This window comes from Tenacibaculum bernardetii, from assembly GCF_029125915.1.
GTDB lineage: Bacteria > Bacteroidota > Bacteroidia > Flavobacteriales > Flavobacteriaceae > Polaribacter > Polaribacter bernardetii.
The window spans coordinates 155,256-174,415 of the sequence record NZ_JAQJCU010000005.1 but is presented as its reverse complement, the minus strand read 5'-3'; the positions used below and the strand labels follow the sequence as shown (position 1 = coordinate 174,415).

20 protein-coding genes are annotated in these 19,160 nt (G+C 29.3%); 10 read left to right on the top strand and 10 right to left on the bottom strand.

The genetic code is table 11. The features are described 5' to 3' along the window. Positions 1-3: 3 nt before the first annotated feature. Positions 4-831, bottom strand: coding sequence for a universal stress protein (locus P2G10_RS06070; RefSeq protein WP_275315667.1), 828 nt, complete (start codon positions 829-831; stop codon positions 4-6). 81 nt (positions 832-912) lie between these two features. Between P2G10_RS06070 and P2G10_RS06065 the strand changes: the two genes are divergently transcribed. Next, complete coding sequence (locus P2G10_RS06065; RefSeq protein ID WP_218772436.1) at positions 913-2,736, top strand: cation:proton antiporter; 1,824 nt, start codon at positions 913-915, stop codon at positions 2,734-2,736. Here P2G10_RS06065 and dnaX read toward each other — a convergent pair. Next, positions 2,725-4,422 carry a DNA polymerase III subunit gamma/tau gene (gene dnaX / locus P2G10_RS06060; RefSeq protein WP_275315665.1) on the bottom strand — a complete coding sequence of 566 codons (1,698 nt, stop codon included), beginning with the start codon at positions 4,420-4,422 and terminating at the stop codon, positions 2,725-2,727. The genes P2G10_RS06065 and dnaX overlap by 12 nt on opposite strands. Positions 4,423-4,554: 132 nt before the next feature. On the opposite strand from dnaX, the gene msrA reads away from it, so the two are divergent. Continuing rightward, positions 4,555-5,196, top strand: coding sequence for a peptide-methionine (S)-S-oxide reductase MsrA (gene msrA / locus P2G10_RS06055; RefSeq protein WP_420833281.1), 642 nt, complete (start codon positions 4,555-4,557; stop codon positions 5,194-5,196). Between the two features lie 142 nt (positions 5,197-5,338). On the opposite strand, the gene P2G10_RS06050 is transcribed toward msrA, so the two are convergent. From P2G10_RS06050 to P2G10_RS06020, 7 genes are all read right to left on the bottom strand, one after another. Continuing rightward, positions 5,339-5,896 (bottom strand): type 1 periplasmic binding fold superfamily protein, encoded by a 558-nt coding sequence (locus tag P2G10_RS06050; RefSeq protein ID WP_275315663.1) that lies wholly within the window; start codon positions 5,894-5,896, stop codon positions 5,339-5,341. A gap of 11 nt (positions 5,897-5,907) precedes the next feature. Next, positions 5,908-8,307 carry a TonB-dependent receptor gene (locus P2G10_RS06045; RefSeq protein WP_275315662.1) on the bottom strand — a complete coding sequence of 800 codons (2,400 nt, stop codon included), beginning with the start codon at positions 8,305-8,307 and terminating at the stop codon, positions 5,908-5,910. Between the two features lie 42 nt (positions 8,308-8,349). Continuing rightward, a complete protein-coding gene (locus P2G10_RS06040) occupies positions 8,350-8,670 on the bottom strand; it encodes a hypothetical protein (protein ID WP_275315661.1) in 321 nt (106 codons plus the stop codon). A 79-nt stretch (positions 8,671-8,749) separates the two neighbouring features. Beyond that, complete coding sequence (locus P2G10_RS06035) at positions 8,750-9,529, bottom strand: TerC family protein (protein ID WP_218772442.1); 780 nt, start codon at positions 9,527-9,529, stop codon at positions 8,750-8,752. 5 nt (positions 9,530-9,534) lie between these two features. Then, positions 9,535-9,900 (bottom strand): hypothetical protein, encoded by a 366-nt coding sequence (locus P2G10_RS06030; protein ID WP_218772443.1) that lies wholly within the window; start codon positions 9,898-9,900, stop codon positions 9,535-9,537. Continuing rightward, complete coding sequence (gene purB / locus P2G10_RS06025) at positions 9,900-11,243, bottom strand: adenylosuccinate lyase (RefSeq protein WP_275315659.1); 1,344 nt, start codon at positions 11,241-11,243, stop codon at positions 9,900-9,902. Before purB ends, P2G10_RS06030 begins: the two co-directional genes overlap by 1 nt. Before the next feature lie 69 nt (positions 11,244-11,312). Next, positions 11,313-11,909: a Crp/Fnr family transcriptional regulator gene (locus tag P2G10_RS06020; RefSeq protein WP_275315658.1), complete on the bottom strand. Its 597-nt coding sequence runs from the start codon at positions 11,907-11,909 to the stop codon at positions 11,313-11,315. Between the two features lie 68 nt (positions 11,910-11,977). Between P2G10_RS06020 and P2G10_RS06015 the strand changes: the two genes are divergently transcribed. Further along, complete coding sequence (locus tag P2G10_RS06015) at positions 11,978-12,376, top strand: group III truncated hemoglobin (RefSeq protein WP_275315657.1); 399 nt, start codon at positions 11,978-11,980, stop codon at positions 12,374-12,376. Here P2G10_RS06015 and P2G10_RS06010 read toward each other — a convergent pair. Continuing rightward, the gene (locus P2G10_RS06010) at positions 12,366-12,704 is read right to left on the bottom strand and encodes a hypothetical protein (protein WP_275315655.1); all 339 of its coding nucleotides are present in this window, start codon (positions 12,702-12,704) and stop codon (positions 12,366-12,368) included. The genes P2G10_RS06015 and P2G10_RS06010 overlap by 11 nt on opposite strands. Before the next feature lie 131 nt (positions 12,705-12,835). Here P2G10_RS06010 and P2G10_RS06005 point away from each other — a divergent pair, with 131 nt between their 5' ends. From P2G10_RS06005 to P2G10_RS05975, 7 genes are all read left to right on the top strand, one after another. Next, positions 12,836-14,854, top strand: coding sequence for a VWA domain-containing protein (locus tag P2G10_RS06005; protein WP_275315654.1), 2,019 nt, complete (start codon positions 12,836-12,838; stop codon positions 14,852-14,854). 127 nt (positions 14,855-14,981) lie between these two features. Continuing rightward, a complete protein-coding gene (locus P2G10_RS06000) occupies positions 14,982-15,164 on the top strand; it encodes a CPXCG motif-containing cysteine-rich protein (protein WP_218772448.1) in 183 nt (60 codons plus the stop codon). A gap of 3 nt (positions 15,165-15,167) precedes the next feature. Further along, entirely contained in the window at positions 15,168-15,554 is a 387-nt protein-coding gene (locus P2G10_RS05995; protein ID WP_218772449.1) for an acyl-CoA thioesterase, read from the top strand. 90 nt (positions 15,555-15,644) lie between these two features. Continuing rightward, positions 15,645-15,947: a hypothetical protein gene (locus tag P2G10_RS05990; protein ID WP_275315653.1), complete on the top strand. Its 303-nt coding sequence runs from the start codon at positions 15,645-15,647 to the stop codon at positions 15,945-15,947. Positions 15,948-16,050: 103 nt separating this feature from the next. Next, positions 16,051-17,100 (top strand): TonB-dependent receptor, encoded by a 1,050-nt coding sequence (locus P2G10_RS05985; protein ID WP_275315652.1) that lies wholly within the window; start codon positions 16,051-16,053, stop codon positions 17,098-17,100. A gap of 27 nt (positions 17,101-17,127) precedes the next feature. Beyond that, on the top strand, positions 17,128-18,204 hold the full coding sequence (locus tag P2G10_RS05980; protein ID WP_338056309.1) for a TonB-dependent receptor plug domain-containing protein: 1,077 nt from the start codon (positions 17,128-17,130) through the stop codon (positions 18,202-18,204). A 107-nt stretch (positions 18,205-18,311) separates the two neighbouring features. Continuing rightward, positions 18,312-19,148: a prohibitin family protein gene (locus tag P2G10_RS05975; RefSeq protein WP_275315651.1), complete on the top strand. Its 837-nt coding sequence runs from the start codon at positions 18,312-18,314 to the stop codon at positions 19,146-19,148. Positions 19,149-19,160 lie beyond the last annotated feature (12 nt).

The window sequence follows — 19,160 nt, the reverse complement described above, 5'->3', positions numbered from 1 at the left end:
TTTTTACTTAACAATTAAAACATCGGTTGGTAATTCTGATAAAATATATTCTAAATCATGCGGAAAAACTCTGTCTAGAACCCCTGTTTTTTTAGGAGCGCTCATAACTAGTACATCGGCTCTTTTTACTTTTGCATAATGACCAATAGAATATCCTCTACGACCAAAAATGCTTTGCGTTTTTACAGTTATGTCACTCGTGTCGATGCATTGTAGCATTTTATTAACACGTGCATCTTCGCTTTTTTGTATTTGTTCTTTTAAGTCAGTTGCTTTACGCAGCGAAACATCATCATTTACTTTTACATTTAACTCAGCCTGACTAATTTCTTCAACAATAGTTACTCTTTTGCAGTCTAAGTTTTTAGATAAATTAAAAGCAGCTTTAATTGTTTCTTCTGTTTTTTCATCTTGTAAGCCACTAACAACAATGTGTTTACAAGGAACTCTCTCTGTTGATGGTTTTATTAGTAATAATACCGAGCAAGGTGCTTTACGAGTTAATTTTCTCGCAATAGAACCTACATAATATTTATAGAGTTTTTCTTTTTGTAGTGCCCCCAATATTAATAAGTTAACACACTCTTGTTTTGTTATTTCTAAAATAACATCAACAGGTTTACCTTCTTGCCAAATTACTTTTAATGGAAATTTTAATTCAGGAGCATCTTTTAATAATTCATGCAATTGCTTTTCTTTTTCGTTAGTTTTTTGACCAACATGAACTCCAATTAACTGAGCATTAAACATATTTGATAAACGAATTGTTTCAAATAAGTTTGCTTTTAAATTTGGAGAGAAAGCAATACCAATAAGTATATTTTTTATCAAAGTATAAAAATTTAAAACGCTCGAAGATATAATTTTCTTGTTGTTTAAAAAATATTACTTTTACACAAAACAGAATATTAGATGATAGAATTAGCAGGAATTGTAATACTAGGGATTTTAGCGCAATGGTTTGCTTGGAAATTTAAAATTCCGGCTATATTACCTTTAATATTAATAGGGCTATTTGTAGGGCCAATTGCTGCCGAATTTTTTAATGAAGATGGAAGTAAGTGGATTGAGCCTATTTGGAATGGTACAAAAGGACTTTTTCCAGGCGAAGCACTGTATTACTTTGTTTCTTTAGCCATAAGTATTATTCTTTTTGAAGGAGGTTTAACGCTTCGTAGAGATGAAATTAAAAATATTGGTCCCGTAATTACCAAGTTAATAACATTAGGATCTAGTATCACTTTTTTCGGAGCGGGTATTATAGCGCATTATCTTTTTAACTTGAGTTGGGAACTATCTTTTCTGTTTTCAGGATTAATAATTGTAACAGGCCCGACTGTAATTACGCCTATTTTAAGAAATATACCGTTAAAAAAAGACGTATCAGCAGTTTTAAAATGGGAAGGGATTTTAATAGACCCAATTGGAGCTTTAGTAGCTGTATTGGTTTTTGAGTTTATAAGTGTTGGTGGTGGAGCAGGCTTTACACAAACAGCTTTGTTAGAGTTTTTAAAGATTATTTTATTTGGTTCTACCTTCGGATTTACCTTTGCACATGCCTTAATATTTATTTTCAACAAAAAATGGGTACCACATTACTTATTAAATGTAGTTTCTTTATCAACAGTTCTTTTAGTATTTGTATTATCTGAGTTGTTTGCTCATGAATCAGGTCTTTTAGCTGTTGTAGTTATGGGTATGGTTTTAGGTAATAGTAAATTAAAAAACTTAAAAGATATACTATACTTTAAAGAATCATTAAGTGTTTTATTAATTTCAATGCTATTTATTCTTTTAGCTGCTAATATGGACATTAAAGAGTTAATGTTATTATATAGATGGGAAACAGCCCTTCTTTTTACATTAATAGTTTTCGTTATAAGACCATTAGCTGTATTTATAAGTACTTATAAATCGAATTTAAAAACCAACGAGAAACTTTTTATAAGTTGGGTTGGTCCAAGAGGTATTGTTGCAGCAGGAATCGCTTCTTTATTTGGTAGTAAATTGATTAAATTAGGTGTTGAAGGAGCCGAATACATAACGCCACTTGTTTTTATGGTTGTTTTAGGAACCGTATTATTAAATGCAACTACGGCAAGATTATTTGCGAAAGTAATAGGTGTTTTCTTAAAGCGATCTAATGCAATTATAATTATAGGAGCATCAGATTTAGCACGCCTTATAGGTGTTTATTTAAAGAATAATAATAGAAGGGTTGTTTTGATTGACTCTAATAAGGACAATATAGATAAAGCTAAAAAACAAGGCTTAGAATCTTTTGAAGTTAATGTTTATGATGATGCATTAAGTAATAATATAGAGTTAAATGATGTTGGATATTTATTAGCTATAACAGGTAGTGATTCTATAAATAAATATGCAATATCTAATTTTTCACCAATTTTTGGAGAGCAAGGTGCTTATCGTTTAGTAAGTTCTCAAGAAGTGCTTACAAATGAATATGAGGATAAAGATCAGTTATTTACTATTAAAGATGATTATTTAAGTTTAATGGAAGCGGTAAGAGAGTTTCCTGAAATTCATGAAACACAAATTAATTCTATAGAGGAATATAAGGAGAAGATTACTGAAATTTACTCAGAGGTAAAATCAATACCGGTTTTTGTTAAAAACAATAGCAACGAAATTTTATTAATTGCTGAATTTGAGAAAAATGTAACGGTAATAGAAGATTGGAAACTAGTTTATATAGGTAAAGACTTAAAGATCTAACCCAAAGGTGGTCTTTAGTTTTTCTATAAACGGATTTTTTTCTTTTAACTTCTCATATTTTTCTTGAGGAGTGTAAGCGAATTTTTTCTCAACAGTTTCATTGACGATAACATCTATTTGAATACCGTAATTATTTAATTTTTCACGTAAAAACCGTGTTAGTTTAGATTTACCACGTTCTAATTGGGTTTTCATTAAGTCGTTAGGTAAAGAAAATATAATTGTAAAAGGTTTTCCTAATTGCGGCTCACCAGAAGCTAATATAGCAGCGATACTGCGTTCACCAAGCTCTTGTAGTTTGAAATAATATTTTTTCCAAGCATCTTTTAACTCTTCATGAGTAAAAGGTGTTCTTGGATGGTTTTCATAGCTTTCATCATCATCTGAAACAACTTTAATTTCCTTTTTCTGATGAATACTTTTTAAAGATAAAGCTGAAGCCCTACGCTTAATATTCTTTAAAATAGGTTTTTTTGGTAGTTGAGCTGTTGCTTTAACAACAACTTTTTCTACTTCAACTTTATTAAGAACTTTAGCCGTTGGTGCTACTTTGGTTTTCTTCACAACAGGTGATAAAGAAGTAAAAAAGGTAGCCGGTATTATGTAGTTGTTAGATTTTTTTTTTGCTCCATCAAAATTGATAGAGGCTATTTGCATTAAAGTTAATTCTACCAGCAGTCGTTGGTTTTTACTAGCTCTATATTTTAAATCGCAATCGTTAGCTTTGTCAATAGCTGGCATTAAGAACTGCATATTCGCTTTTTTAGCTTGCTCTAAATATTTCTTTTTAGTAGTATCGCCAACTTCTAATAAAGGTATAGTAGCAACATCTTTAGCAACTAATAAATCTCTAAAGTGAGATGCTAATCCGTTTATAAAATGATGTCCTTCAAAGCCTTTACCTAAAACTTGGTTAAAAGCCATTAAGACTTGCGGAATTTTATTTTCTAATAATAAATCAGTGATGTTAAAATACACATCATAATCTAATACATTTAAGTTTTGAGTAACTGCTTCACGAGTTAAATTACTTCCCGAGAAACTAACAACTCTATCGAAAATAGATAAAGCATCTCGCATTGCTCCGTCTGCTTTTTGAGCAATTACATGCAAAGCATCATCATCTGCAGTAATATTTTCTTTAACACAAATTGTTTTTAAATACTCTTTTGCATCTAAAACACCAATACGCTTAAAATCAAAAATCTGACAACGAGATAATATCGTGGGTATAATTTTATGTTTTTCGGTAGTTGCTAAAATAAAAATAGCATGTGCCGGTGGCTCTTCTAAAGTCTTTAAAAAAGCATTAAAGGCAGCTTGAGAAAGCATGTGAACTTCATCAATAATATATACTTTATACTTTCCTGTTTGTGGCGGAATACGGACTTGATCGGTTAAATTACGAATATCATCAACTGAGTTATTTGAAGCCGCATCTAATTCGAAAATATTAAAAGCAAAATCTTCATCATCAGTAGTCGCATCTTCTTGGTTAATACGTTTAGCCAATATACGTGCGCACGATGTTTTACCAACTCCACGAGGTCCAGTAAAAAGTAGTGCTTGTGCTAAATGGTCATTTTTTATAGCATTTTCTAACGTATTTGTTATGGCTTGTTGCCCAACTACGTCTTCAAAAACTTGAGGACGATATTTACGTGCCGATACTATAAAATGCTCCATTAATCTTTACTTTTTATGCTAACAAAAATAGAAAAACAGCTTACAATTCACAAACTATTTTCTTAATGAAAACCTAAAGTTGTAAACAATTGTAAAAAGTTGTTTTTTTATCCGACCAACTGCATATAAGAGATGAAAATCATGAAATTTACAAATCGTACAGCTTTAGTTATTGCACTTTTATCATTGTTTATTTTTACTAATTTTACTACCAATAAGTTTGATTTAAATACAAAAACCGTAAATACTACCAAAGTAGCTTATTTTGCAAGCGGTTGTTTTTGGTGTGTAGAAGCAATTTTTGAAAGTGTAAGAGGAGTAGAGGATGTTGTTTCTGGCTATGCAGGAGGTTTTACTAAAAACCCGACGTATGAAAGTAGTAATACCGGCAGAACAGGTCATGCAGAAGCAGTTGCTGTATATTATAATCCTAAGAAAATAAGTTTTAAAACATTGGTTGATGTTTATTTTGGCTCACATAATCCTACTACAAAAAATGGACAATATCCAGATTATGGTTCTCAATATAGATCTATAGCTTTTTATGCTGATGCTGCTGAAAAGGAAATTATCAATAAAAAAATTGATAAACTAAATAGCGAAGTTTATAATGGAAAAATAGTAACAGAGGTTAAAAAAATAGATGCGTTTTATGTAGCGGAAGCATATCATCAAAATTTCGAAAAATTACACCCTCGACACCCATATATTCAAAATATATCTGTACCAAGGTTAAACAGATTTAAAAAGAGGTTTCCTGAATTGATTAAATAAACAAAATTAGAGGTAAAAATTGTTAGGTTGAAGTTTGTTTATATATGTGTCTCCTTAATATTTATATTAGGGAGATTTTTAGTTAATAAAAAACCCAAAACTATTTAATAGTTTGAGGTTTTTTTAGAGATTTTATTTAAGTTTATTCAACTGTAACAGGTATTGTTACTTCAATATCTGTTTCTCCTCCTGCATTTGTAATATCACCAGAAGCAACATCTTCAGCAGATTTACTAGGTTCGTGTCTTAATGTAAAAGTAAAACTACCTGAAGCTGCATCACCACTTAATACTGTAAAGTTAATTCCTACAGGGTTTCCGTTAGAATCATTTTCACCGGCATAACTAAAAGTCGAGTTTAAATTAGTAGCATTGTAAAAAAACTGGTGTTCATCAGCTTCTTCTGCAACCTCTAAAGTAATATCTTCAGCAGGGCTTTCTGTTTCGTTTAATAAAGTAATAACGGCGCTATAAGAAGTATTTGCTGCTAATGTTCCTCCTGTTATCACAGGTGCATTTGGTCCGTCACCATCTAAATCCTTACTTTCTAAAGTAACAGTTGTTCCTGATTTTGGAGTTAACACGACTTTAATTGTTGTAATTACTTCTTCACCATTTATAATCTCTGGATTGTCATCAGAACAAGATATTGATATAATTGAAGAAATAAATAATAATGCTATAATTTTGAAATTTTTCATGTTTTTAATTTTTAATAATTAATTTGAATTTGAATTTGAAAGTTTCTCCCTAAATCATCTGCATATAAACGCAACCTGTTTAAGTAATTTCTGTATGATTGATTTAAAACATTATCTATTGAAAAACTAAGATTAATTTTTGTTTTAGACATGTTTAATTCGAATCCAGAAGAGAAATTTAATAAATGATAAGCCTTTGGTGGAGTGCTAATATCTACAAGTTCATTGGTGTTTGTATCTGGAATAAAAGCCATGAAATTGTTATTAGGATACTCGTTTTGTTCCGCATTAAACTCACTTTCTAAAGAGGCATAAAAATTTTTCCAATTCTCTTTCTTAAAAAATAAAGTTGTTGTGGTTTTAAAAGGAGGTATATCTATTAAAGCTCTTTTGTTTGTTAAGTCACGTCCTTTAATGAGCGACATCTTATTGGTAATACTAAAATTTGTGTTTACATTATAGCTAACATTAGAATCTAAACCAAATAAATGGGCATTTGTTTGCTTGTATGACCAAACAGGAAATGCACCTCTTAAAGTAGTTTCTACTCCTGTAGGTTCTATGTAAATAAAATCGGTTACATAATTATAAAATCCTTCTAAAACGATATCAAATTTGTTGTTATTAAATTTATACGTTGTAGAAAATCTATTAGATGTTTCAGCTTGCATTCGTAAATCACCAATTTCTATTCTTGCAGCAGAATGATGCAAACCGTCACTAAATAATTCAGAAACATTTGGCGCTCTGTTAGATAAACCATAACTAGCCAATAATGTGCTATTATCGTTAAGACTATAAGAACCGCCTAATGAAGCAGAAATATTATGATAAGTAAAAACTGGGTTTACTAAATACTGTGTAGACGAATCTTCAATAATAAGACTACCAAATTCTTGTTGGTAGTTTAAAGAATTCCATCTTGATTTATCGTAAAATTTCTTTGCGTTAACTTGTTCAAAATCATATCTAATTCCAGCATTTAAATAAATATCGTCAAATTTAAAGCTAGTAATAGCATATCCGTTTAGGTTAAACTTATTATAATCGGGTATAATTCTCTTAACTCCTGATTTTGGATCTGAAAAATTATTTTGATAAGCACCGCTTAAACCAAATTTATAAGTATTTTCTTTATTAGCATCTATGTCTAAATCGCTTTTAAAAGAATGTGTTCTTAGCAATAAATTTGTTGCTGCAACAAATTTTTTATCTCCCCTTCTAACATCAAACTCTAATCTTTTGTTTTGTTGATAGTCGTATTGAAAAGATAATTTACCAATACCCTTTAATCGCTTATAAAACTTAGCCTTAAATAGTTGATGTGTAACATCTTGTTTTGGATTATTAATAGCATAGCTGTACTCATCTATAACAAGTGGTAAATTACTATTTATAGCTCTTACTAAATCTGAAATATTACCTATGTGCGATGCTCTTAAAATGCCTGTTTCATTAGATGTATTGCTATAAAAAAGCTCAAACCCTTTATTAAATTTTTTAAACCCACTACGAATAGTAAAAGCCCTAGAATTTAAACCAGTATTGGTAAGGTTATAACTAGGTGATTCAAAATCACCAGCTCTTTTATAAGAAGCCTGTCCATTAATAAACCAACCGCTGTTGTAACTTTTATTTAAGCTTGATGAAACAGAAAATAGTCTACCATTACTCTGTTGTGATGTAATTGTTTTACCAAACAAGGTGTCTTTAGTTATTACAGTTGAAGGATTAACAATAATAACCCCGCCAATAGCATCACCACCATATTGTAAAGCATTTGCTCCTTTAATTACAGAAACACTTCCAGCTGCGTTTATATCAATATTTGGAGCATGTTCTATTCCCCATTCTTGATCTTGTAATCGAACACCATTAAAAGAAGTTAATACTCTACTACTATGTAAGCCATTAATAATTGGTTTTACAATAGTACTACCTGTATTTATAGAAGAAACACCCGAGATGTTTTTAATAGCATCGCCTAATGATGCTGCGCTATAGTTATCTAGAGTTTTAGTTTTTAATAACGTTTCTTGAGCTGTTTTGGTTTTTAAACCAGTTGTACTCCTAACATTAACTTCATTTAATTCTTCTATGTGATGCTCTAAATCTATAATTTTATAAATGTTTTTTGAAACATTTAATTCTAAGATTTGTTTATCACAAGATACATGAGAAATTTCGACAATAATTTTACCAGCACATACATTATCGATAGTAAACTCTCCGTCTAAATTACTTGTAGTATACTTATTTTGGTTTTTAATATAAATTGTAGCGTTTACAATCGCAGATTTATCATGAAAATCTTCTACAATACCAGAAAATGTATAACTACAATTTTGACCGTTTACTAAAGAAACATAACAGCTTAGTAAAAGTATTAAAATAATACTTTTAAGATTCATCTAAGAGTTTAATTGTAATTTTATAATTATGTATAATTTTAATTAAATTATTACAATAGGAGGCCCTCTAGATGATTTATTAGAGAAGTAATAAGTTTTTAATTGCTGTGGTTTATGAAGCGTATTTTTAGCAAAAGCTTTATTGTTTAATAAAGTACTTGGACTGTACAATTCATAATAAAAAACCTTTAATTGTAAATGTAATTCACCACAATCTTTATCTAACTCATGTAAATGTTGATTAATATTAGAAGTACAGGCTATGTGCTCATGCTCTTCAAAAGCATGAAGGACTTGTATTGCTGATGGTAATAACAGGGCAAACAAGAAAATAGTAGATATGTATGTTCTAAATTTAAACATTCGACGCAAATGTATAAAAAAAATAGATAGCTGATAGTATTAATACTATCAGCTATCTACTTAAATTCTTAATTTTTTGTTAAGACTTCTTTTTCCCGCCTCTTATTCGCATGTTAAGCATTTCTACACCTAAAGAAAAAGCAATAGCAAAATACAAATATCCTTTAGGAATAATACCTACCGTTTGGCCGAAAATTTCGGCGTGTGATAAATGTGCTCCTTCTGCAATTAGCATAAAAGCTATTAAAATTAAAAAGGCTAAACCTAACATTTGTATTGTTGGATGTTGATTTACAAATTTACCAACAGGATTTGCAAACAACATCATAATTAACATCGATAATATAACTGAAACAATCATAATAAGCATTGCTCCTTCAACACCATTTGTCATTCCGACTGCTGTTAAAATAGAATCGAAAGAGAAAACTATATTTATTAAAGTTATTTGTAAGATAGCTTGTTTCATAGTATAGCCTTTTTTGGGCTTACCATCTAAATCATCTTCTTCATGACCTTCAACTTTATGATGTATTTCTTGTGTACTTTTGTATAATAGAAAAAGTCCACCTATAAATAAAATTAAGCTTTGCCCAGTAATACCAGCTTTAAACCATGATAAATCTATATGGAAAAAAGGTGCTTTCATTGCTATTAAATAAGAAATACCAAATAACAATATAATTCGTAAAACCATAGCTAATATCAGCCCTATATTAGTTGCTTTCTTTCGTTTGCTTTCAGGTAGCTTATTAGATGCTATAGAAATAAATATAATATTATCGATACCTAAAACAATTTCTAAAAAAGTTAAGGTTAATAATGCAATCCAAGTGTCTGGTTGTAAGAATATTTCCATTTTTTTTATTTTATATATATGGTTCCTTTTTGTTTGTAATTTGAATAACCAATTTTTACAGTAAAATCGTAAGAGTTTTCTCTTACTTTATTGATTTGAACAAACATTGGATCTTTTTGTAAATCATTTTTTGGATTGATGTAACGCAACGTATAAAAAAAGTTATTCTTCCATTTTATAGAAAGAGTATCTATTTCATTGCCATATTTGCTAATTTGGATACTATCTTTTCTAATAATAGTTTCTTTAACAAAATCATCTGTAGCCTTAATTTCAAAAACTCCTTTTTTAAAACGCAATGAATTTCCTTCTTTTTCAGGAGTACAAGAAAACACTAAAAAAGTGACTAAAAAACTAAGTAAATACTTCATTAAATTCCGGTGTAATTAGCAGGTGTAATTGCTTTTAATTCTTCTTTAATTTCAACAGAAACTTCTAAAGTATCAATAAAATTAGCAATTGATTGTTTGTTTATTTTTTCGTTGGTACGTGTTAATCCTTTTAAAGCTTCATAAGGATTTGGATATGCTTCACGACGTAATATTGTTTGAATAGCTTCGGCTACAACAGCCCAATTATTTTCTAAATCTTCAGCAAACTTAGCTTCATTTAATAATAATTTATTCAATCCTTTTAAAGTAGCACCAAAGGCAATTAATGTATGACCAAAAGGAACACCTACGTTACGTAAAACCGTACTGTCTGTTAAATCTCGTTGTAATCTAGATATTGGAAGTTTTGCTGATAAATGTTCGAAAATAGCATTTGCAATTCCTAAGTTTCCTTCAGAATTTTCAAAATCAATCGGATTTACTTTGTGTGGCATTGCTGATGAACCAACTTCGCCTTCTTTTATTTTTTGTTTAAAATAATCGTTAGAAACGTATGTCCAAATATCACGATCTAAATCAATTAAAATAGTATTTACACGTTTTAAACCATCATATAAAGCAGCCATATGATCATAATGCTCTATTTGAGTTGTTGGAAAAGAATGATGCAAACCTAAAATATCTTCCACAAAATGGGTTCCAAAGTTTTTCCAGTCGATATCTTTATATGCAACTTTGTGTGCATTAAAATTACCTGTAGCTCCACCAAATTTAGCGGCATGAGGTGTATGTTGTATGTGTATTGCTTGGTTGTTAATACGCTCTACAAAAACAAAAAACTCTTTTCCTAAACGAGTAGGAGAAGCCGGTTGCCCATGTGTACGTGCTAGCATAGGGATATGATCCCATTCTTCGGCTAAATCTGCTAATTTAGATACTAAACCATCTAAAGCAGGATAATACACTTCTTCCATTGCATCTTTAATGGATAACGGAATAGCAGTGTTATTAATATCCTGAGAGGTTAATCCAAAGTGGATAAATTCTTTGTATTTCTGTAAATCTAAAGCATCAAATTTTTCTTTAATAAAATATTCAACCGCTTTTACATCATGATTTGTAACCGCTTCAATATCTTTTATTTTTAAAGCATCTTCGGTAGAGAAATCTTCATATATCTTACGCAAATCAGCATATAACTCATTATTAAAGTCAGCTAATTGTGGTAAAGGAATTTCACATAAAGCAATAAAATACTCTATTTCTACTTTTACTCGATATTTTATTAAAGCTTCTTCAGAAAAATAGTTGGCTAAATTGGCAACTTTATTACGGTATCTACCATCAATAGGAGAGATGGCATTTAATTGTGTTAAGTTCATGTTGTGTTGTGTTGTAAGCTACAAAAATAGAGAATACTTATTTTATTTACGGCTATTGCTAGAGGAATTTTAACGATAAACTTTTCGTTTTACTATTTTAAGTTGTTTATCCTTCTCTAATGATTTAATTACTCGAATTACAGTTTCTACTCGCAAACCTAAAATATCTGCTATTTGTTGGCGTGTATAGTCAACTTTAAAAGTAAAATCACCTGTTGTTTTATAAACATCATCTTTTAAATAATCTATAAAACGAAGTACTCTATGTGCAGGTTCTTGACTAGAAATTTCTGATGCTATAATTGCTTTGTAATACAATCTTTTAGCTAAGCTTTGCGTTATCTTTAAGTGAATTAAAGGGTTTTCTTGCAGTAATTTAAATAATTGTTCTTTAGAAATAACTAATATTTTACTTTCGGAAATAGCTTCTGCACTAGCAGGATATTTTACATCAATAAATAAAGGTGGTTCACCAAAACTTTGGCCTTTATAAAAAACACCTTGAATAAATTCTTTTCCGGCATCATTATAATTGTTCATTTTTACAATGCCACTACTAATTTGATAATAATTAAAGGCTGTGTTATTCTCAGTAAAAATAACCTCTCCTTTTTTATAGTCTTTATAATGTGCGTTAAAATTGCGTAAAAGTTCTTCTGGTATCATTATGATTTAAGTCATAAATTGCAAGTGTATAAAGATATACTTTTGCTGTGAATAAAAATGTTTTTTAGATGGATAAAAAAGAAATAGAAAATAGAGAAGATGTGTATTTATTGGTATCAACTTTTTACAATAAAATTAAAAAAGATGATTTTATAGGACCTATTTTTTTAGAGTCAATTCCCCAAGAAAAATGGGAGCCTCACTTGCAAAAGTTAACTGATTTTTGGGAAACAAACCTTTTTTTTGTTAGGAAATTTAAAGGAAATCCGATGAAAGCACATAAGGATTTAGATCGTAATTTTAATCATACTATTTCTCAAGAGCATTTTGGTAGATGGTTACAATTGTGGTTCGAAACTTTAGATGCTCTTTTTGTAGGAACCAAAGCAAACGAAGCAAAAGAAAGAGCAAGGAATATTGCATCGATGCTCTTTTTTAGAATGTTTGACGCGAAACCTAAAGTATAAGCTGATAAATTATCAGCGCTATATTTGCTAAAACAGCAAAAAAGAATGACCAAACTACTGTTTTTAAAGAACGCTGACTTATAGCTACAGCATTTGCGCCCATAGCAGAAATACAAGTAATTACCAAAGCAAATAAATTTACTTCTCCATGAACAGCCAATGCTGCAGAAAAAGAAGCAATCATACTACTAGCCATTAATAAAACTATTGAAATTACAAAAGCGTTGCTTTCTTCTTGTGCGATTTTACTATTTATAACACTTATAAAATTAAATTTAGAAAACTTAAAAGTTGTGTTGTTTACGAATAATTGTTCTGTTGTTGCCATGCCTAATTTATTTTATTACAAAGTTACATGCCAATTGGTTATTTGTTTTATGACCTAAATCATAAAGTAAAAAGAAGTTTGATTCATTTTATTTGATAGTTTTTTTATCTTCACAATCTAAAATAATTTTGTTGGAAACTAGAACCCTTATTTATATTATCATCGCAATTTTGTTAAGCATTGCTATTGCTTTTTTTCAATATTTCTACAAAGCGAAAAATAATTCTAAAATAAACATCTTACTATTTGTTTTAAAAACAACGAGTTTGTTTTTATTGATTTTATTATTTATAAATCCCCAAATAGAAACGATAGAAAATGTAAGTAGTAAGCCTGTTTTATCAGTTTTGGCTGATAATTCACTTTCTATAAAATATTTTAAAGAGGATAAAAAAGTAGCATCTATTATAAAAAAAATACAAGAACATAAACAATTACAAGATAAATTTAATGTTCAGCTTTTTTCTTTTGGAGTTAAAATTGCTGTTTTAGATAGTTTGTCTTTTTCAGAAACTCAAACAGATATTTCACAAGCAATTAAATCGGTTAACGAATTAAATAAAAATACTTTAAATGCAAGTATTTTAATTAGTGATGGAAATCAAACTACGGGTAATGATTATGAATATATAAATGCTAAAAGTAAAATATATCCAATAGTAGTTGGTGATACCACTTTGTATCAAGATTTACAAATATCACAGTTAAACGTTAATAAATATAGTTATATAAAAAATAAATTTCCTGTAGAAGCCATGCTTTATTATGAAGGAAAGGAAAAAGTAAGTGCAACTTTTTCAATTTCTAATGGCGGAAAAAAAGTGTTTTCAAAAAGACTTCAATTTTCTCCTTCAAATCCTGTACAAACGGTTTTAACAAATTTAACTTCGGATAAAAAAGGAATTCAATATTATAGTAGCGCAATTAGTAAAATAGAAAACGAGAAAAACACCAAAAATAATTATCAGAATTTTTCGGTAGAAGTTATAGATGAGCAAACGAAAGTATTGGTTTTAAGCTCGTTTTTACACCCTGATTTAGGTGCTATAAAAAAAGCAATAGAAAGTAATAAGCAACGCAAAGTAACAATTGCTTTAATTAATGATAAAAAAATCAATTATGCTGATTATCAGTTTTTTGTTTTTTATCAACCTAATAGTTATTTTAAAAAAGTATTCGAGAAAATTCCGTCGAATTATTTGGTGATTTCAGGAACAAAAACAGATTGGAGATTTTTAAATACACAGCAATTAGGATTTACCAAAGAAGTAATTAATCAAACAGAAAATTATTTAGCGATTTATAACACCGATTTTTTAACTTTTTTACAAAAGGATATTGGTTTTAACGAATTTCCGCCTTTGCGAGATAAATTCGGAACAGTTGACTTAACAAATGATGCTCAAACATTACTGTATCAAAAATTTGCGGGAGTAGAAACTAAACAACCATTATTAACAACGATTGAAAAAAACGATAAAAAGCATGCTGTTTTATTTGGTGAAGGAATTTGGAAATGGAGAGCTGCTAGTTTTTTAAAAGAACAAAACTTTGAAATATTTGATGCTTTTTTAGGAAATTTAGTGCAGTATTTAGCATCAAATAAAAAAAGAAAAAGATTAGAGGTTAAAAGCGAGAATTTATACACCGCAAATACGCCAATAAATATATCGGCTTTTTATGTTGATAAAAATTATCAGTTTGATAATAGAGCTTCGTTAGAATTAACAGTAACAAATACTAAAACAAAGAGTAAGAAGGTAATTCCGTTTTCGTTAATAAATAATTCATATCAAGTATCGGTAGAAGGTCTTTTAGCAGGTGAATATTCATATAAAGTTTCGGTAGCAAATCAGAATATAAATAGCTTTGGTAAATTTAAAATAACCGATTATCAAATAGAAGAACAGTTTACAAATGCAAATCATAAAAAACTAAATTCATTAGCTGTAAAAACGAAAGGAAAATTATTTTATACTGATAAAATAGAAAATTTACTACAAGAATTAACAACAGATACTTTTTATTATACTGTTCAGAAATCTAGTACTAAAAATCAAAATTTAATAGATTGGAAATGGGTGTTGTTTTTAACCATTACTTTATTCTCTTTAGAATGGTTTATCAGAAAATATTATGGTAAAATTTAAAAAACAAATAGGTTTTATTCGTTTAAAGAGTAATAGTTTCTGAACTTTGTAAAAAGTTATCAAAAAAGATTTTTTTAAAAATGTTTTTAGATAACGTATAGAAAACAATATGAAAAACGAACTTTAAATGACTTTAGAACATTTTTTTCAATGCCCATATTGTTGGGAAACAATTTCTATGATTTTAGATGCAAGTGCTTCTCAAACCTATATAGAAGATTGCGAAACTTGTTGTAATCCAATACAGTTAACAATTCATTTTGAAAATAATAACCTAACCGCTTTTGAAGCGATTAACATAGAACAATAAAATATGAAATTTCATACAAGAAAGTGGATAAAGCCAGAAGATTTAAATCCTAACGGAACTTTATTTGGAGGCCGTTTATTACAATGGATTGACGAAGAGGTAGCTTTATATGCTATTATTCAATTAGAAATTCCTAAAACGGTAACAAAATTTATGTCAGAAATAGATTTTGTAAGCTCAGCAAAACAAGGAGATATTATCGAAATTGGTATAGAAGTTGAAAAATTTGGTAACTCTTCTATTACCTTAAACTGTGAAGTGCGTAATAAAATTACTCACAAAACAATTATAGCAATCGACAAAATTATAATGGTTAGTTTAGATGATGCTGGAAACCCTTTTGCACATGGAAAGACAAAAGTAGAGTATGCTAAAGACAGGTTAAAATAATAAACCTGTCTATTTTTTTTATACTTTTGTATTTCATAAGTCTATGATTTGAAAAATATTATCATCCTTATATTAATAGTATTGTTGTTTGTGCCACCGGTGCAAGCTCATGCTGATGATGTGATTTTTGATGATAATAATGCAACAAAAGTTCATGTTGATATAATGGATGAAGCACATTTAAATAAGCATCATCAAAATGATACAGACGAAGAAAAAAATACAGAACACCACCATCACTGTGTTTCTTTAGTAATATCGAGTGCTATAATTAATTCGGAATTTAAAATTCGGTTTATTAAATATTTTCAAGTAAAAAAGAAAAATCACTTCCACAAAGTTCTAAACACATCTGGCTATTTAGATCAACTTTTTCAGCCTCCTAGAGTTTAATTAATTATATTTTTTTTCAATTTTATTGAAAAAAACACATCTTTTTACATAAAAAGATGTCTAACTACACACCTACAATTATAATTAATTAAATCATTTAAAAATGATAAAAAATATAGTTTTAACCATATCTCTATGGTTATTTGCGATAAATATAATCGCGCAGAATTCAATTACGATTAAAGTAACTTCAGATGAAAAAGATCCTTTGCCAGGAGCTTCAGTATTTATAAAAAACACAAAAATAGGTAACGAAACTAATTTAGATGGATTAGCAACTATAAATAATATTCCCTCAGGTAAACAAACATTTATAATATCTTTTATAAGTTTTACAACAGTAGAGAAGGTAATTCAATTCCCAACCTTAAACAAACAACTAACTATCCAACTTCATGAAGATGAAGAGTCTTTAGAGGAAGTTGTAATTCAGTCTACAAGAAGTAAACGAAGTATTGCTGAATTACCAACACGTATTGAAGTTATTTCATCAGAAGAACTAGGGGAAAAAGCAATTATGAACTCGGCAAATATAGCTATGGTTCTGCGTGAAAGTACAGGAATACAAATGCAACAAACTTCTGCCAACTCCGCAAACCAATCTATAAGAATACAGGGGCTGGATGGACGTTTTACGCAGTTGTTAAAAGATGGATTTCCGCTGTTTGGAGGTTTTTCAAGCGGATTGAGCATTATGCAAATTCCACCTTTAGATTTAAAACAAGTTGAAATAATAAAAGGAAGTTCATCTACATTATATGGTGGTGGCGCAATTGCAGGTTTGGTTAATTTAGTGTCAAAAAAACCAACGCTATTACCTGAAGTTAGTTTAATGTTCGATCAAACTTCTCGCAACGGAAGTACTTTAAATGCTTTTTATAGTCAACGATTTGATAAATTTGGACTTTCATTATACGGCTCTGCTAATCATCAAAATGCTACGGATGTAAATAATGATCATTTTACTGATATACCCAAAGTAAGAAGTGTTAGCTTTAATCCTTCTTTTTTTTATTATCCAAATGAAAAAGAACAATTACGGTTAAGTTTAAACGCATCAGTTGAAAAAAGAACCGGAGGAGATATTGACGCTATAGACAATAATACTTCACCTGAACATAACTTCTTTGAAGAAAATAAAACACAACGTTAGGCATCTCAATTAACATATAGCAATGATATTTCTGAAGATAAAACACTAACATTTAAAAATAGTATAAGTTATTTTAAACGTGATTTAAGTTTACCTACATTTCAATTTGATGGAAGTCAAATAGCAACGTTTACAGAAGGAACGTACAATTTATATAAGGATAAATCTGATTGGGTTTTTGGAGGTAATATTATCACCGAAAATTTTAAAGAAGATAAACCTACAAATATAGATCGTAGTTATAATCAATTTACCTTTGGTGGTTTTGCTCAAAATAATTGGAAGTTTACTGAGAACATGACTTTAGAAAGTGGTCTTAGAGCTGATTATAATAATAACTACGGAACTTTTGTATTACCTCGATTATCATTATTTATAAAATATAATGATGCCGTTTCAAGTAGAATAGGGGGAGGATTAGGTTATAAAATACCAACTATTTTTACCGAAGATGCTGAGTTGCGTTCATATCAAAATGTAATGCCAATAAACGTTATTGATCTTAAGGCAGAAACCTCTATAGGTTTTAATGCTGATGTGAATTATAAAACCAGAATATTTAATGATAATATTTCAATGTCATTTAATCAATTAGTTTTTTATACTCAGTTAAAAAACTCGCTTTTATTACAACAAACCGGAATTAATTATGAGTTTGTAAATGCTACAAGTACGTTAAATAGTTATGGAGCAGAAACTAATTTAAAGTTTAAATACAGAGATTTTATACTGTTTACAAATTACGCATATAATAATGTAGAATTGAATGATACACAAAAAGCATTAACACCCAAACATAGTATTGGTAGTGTTTTAATGTATGAAGTACACGATAAATGGCGAATTGGTTATGAAGCGTATTATAAAAGTTCACAGTTACGAAATGATTTAACTGCTACACCAAATTACTGGACAATGGGGTTTATGGTAATGCGTACCTTTGGGAAAGTTAGTTTATATACAAATTTTGAGAATTTTACAGATACCAAACAGCAAAATTCTCAATCAATGGTAAAGCCCCCACATAACAATCCAACTTTTACTGATATTTGGGCACCTACAGATGGATTTGTTTTTAATACAGGGATTTTAATTAAATTATAAAAAATACGAATCACAATTACCAAAAACAGAGTTATCAGACTATATTAAGGTAATTGTGATTAATTCTGTACATTTGAATATAATAATTATAAATTTTAATCATAGAAATGAGTAACAATAGACAATTAGATTTACAATTACCAAAAGGCGGTATTCTTTTAGGTGTTTTAGCAGTAATCGTAATTATTGCTTTTACAAAAGCAACCGTAACTATTAAATCAGGTCAAGCAGGTGTTTTGTATAGAACTTTTGGAGGTGGAGTAGTAACAGACGAACCAGCAATGGGAGAGGGGTTTCAGTTTGTATCACCTTGGAACAAAGTTTTTATTTACGAAGTACGTCAGCAAGAAATTTTTGAAAAAATGCAAGTATTATCTTCAAACGGATTAGAAATTCAATTGGAAGCTTCTGCTTGGTTTCAACCTCAGTCTGAGAAAATAGGTTCACTACATCAAGAAAAAGGGGAGAACTATATTTCTAGAGTTATACAACCAGCTATTCGTTCGGCAGCTCGTAGTGTTGTTGGTCGTTATACACCAGAACAATTATATTCTAGTAAAAGAGATGTAATTCAAACAGAAATTTTTGAAGAAACCAAAAAGATTTTAGACAAACAGTATATTCAATTAAACGAAGTTTTGGTAAGAGATGTAACATTACCTCCTACAATTAAAACAGCTATTGAGCGTAAGTTAAAGCAAGAACAAGAATCTTTAGAATATGAGTTTAGGTTAGTTACTGCACAAAAAGAAGCGGAAAAGCAAATTATTGAAGCAAAAGGTAAAGCTGATGCAAATAAGATTTTAAGTGCTTCTTTAACGGATAAAATCTTACAAGATAAAGGTATTGAAGCTACTTTAAAGCTATCTCAGTCAACAAACAGTAAAGTGGTATTGATTGGAGCAGGTAAAAGCGGAATGCCAATTATTTTAGGAAATCAATAAATTTCATTAAAA

Coding starts and splice junctions, on each gene's coding strand:
- P2G10_RS06065 (WP_218772436.1), top strand. CDS start 913: ATGATAGAATTAGCAGGAATTGTAATACTAGGGATTTTAGCGCAATGG.
- dnaX (WP_275315665.1), bottom strand. CDS start 4,422: ATGGAGCATTTTATAGTATCGGCACGTAAATATCGTCCTCAAGTTTTT.
- msrA (WP_420833281.1), top strand. CDS start 4,555: ATGAAAATCATGAAATTTACAAATCGTACAGCTTTAGTTATTGCACTT.
- P2G10_RS06050 (WP_275315663.1), bottom strand. CDS start 5,896: ATGAAAAATTTCAAAATTATAGCATTATTATTTATTTCTTCAATTATA.
- P2G10_RS06045 (WP_275315662.1), bottom strand. CDS start 8,307: ATGAATCTTAAAAGTATTATTTTAATACTTTTACTAAGCTGTTATGTT.
- P2G10_RS06040 (WP_275315661.1), bottom strand. CDS start 8,670: ATGTTTAAATTTAGAACATACATATCTACTATTTTCTTGTTTGCCCTG.
- P2G10_RS06035 (WP_218772442.1), bottom strand. CDS start 9,529: ATGGAAATATTCTTACAACCAGACACTTGGATTGCATTATTAACCTTA.
- P2G10_RS06030 (WP_218772443.1), bottom strand. CDS start 9,900: ATGAAGTATTTACTTAGTTTTTTAGTCACTTTTTTAGTGTTTTCTTGT.
- purB (WP_275315659.1), bottom strand. CDS start 11,243: ATGAACTTAACACAATTAAATGCCATCTCTCCTATTGATGGTAGATAC.
- P2G10_RS06020 (WP_275315658.1), bottom strand. CDS start 11,909: ATGATACCAGAAGAACTTTTACGCAATTTTAACGCACATTATAAAGAC.
- P2G10_RS06015 (WP_275315657.1), top strand. CDS start 11,978: ATGGATAAAAAAGAAATAGAAAATAGAGAAGATGTGTATTTATTGGTA.
- P2G10_RS06010 (WP_275315655.1), bottom strand. CDS start 12,704: ATGGCAACAACAGAACAATTATTCGTAAACAACACAACTTTTAAGTTT.
- P2G10_RS06000 (WP_218772448.1), top strand. CDS start 14,982: ATGACTTTAGAACATTTTTTTCAATGCCCATATTGTTGGGAAACAATT.
- P2G10_RS05995 (WP_218772449.1), top strand. CDS start 15,168: ATGAAATTTCATACAAGAAAGTGGATAAAGCCAGAAGATTTAAATCCT.
- P2G10_RS05985 (WP_275315652.1), top strand. CDS start 16,051: ATGATAAAAAATATAGTTTTAACCATATCTCTATGGTTATTTGCGATA.
- P2G10_RS05975 (WP_275315651.1), top strand. CDS start 18,312: ATGAGTAACAATAGACAATTAGATTTACAATTACCAAAAGGCGGTATT.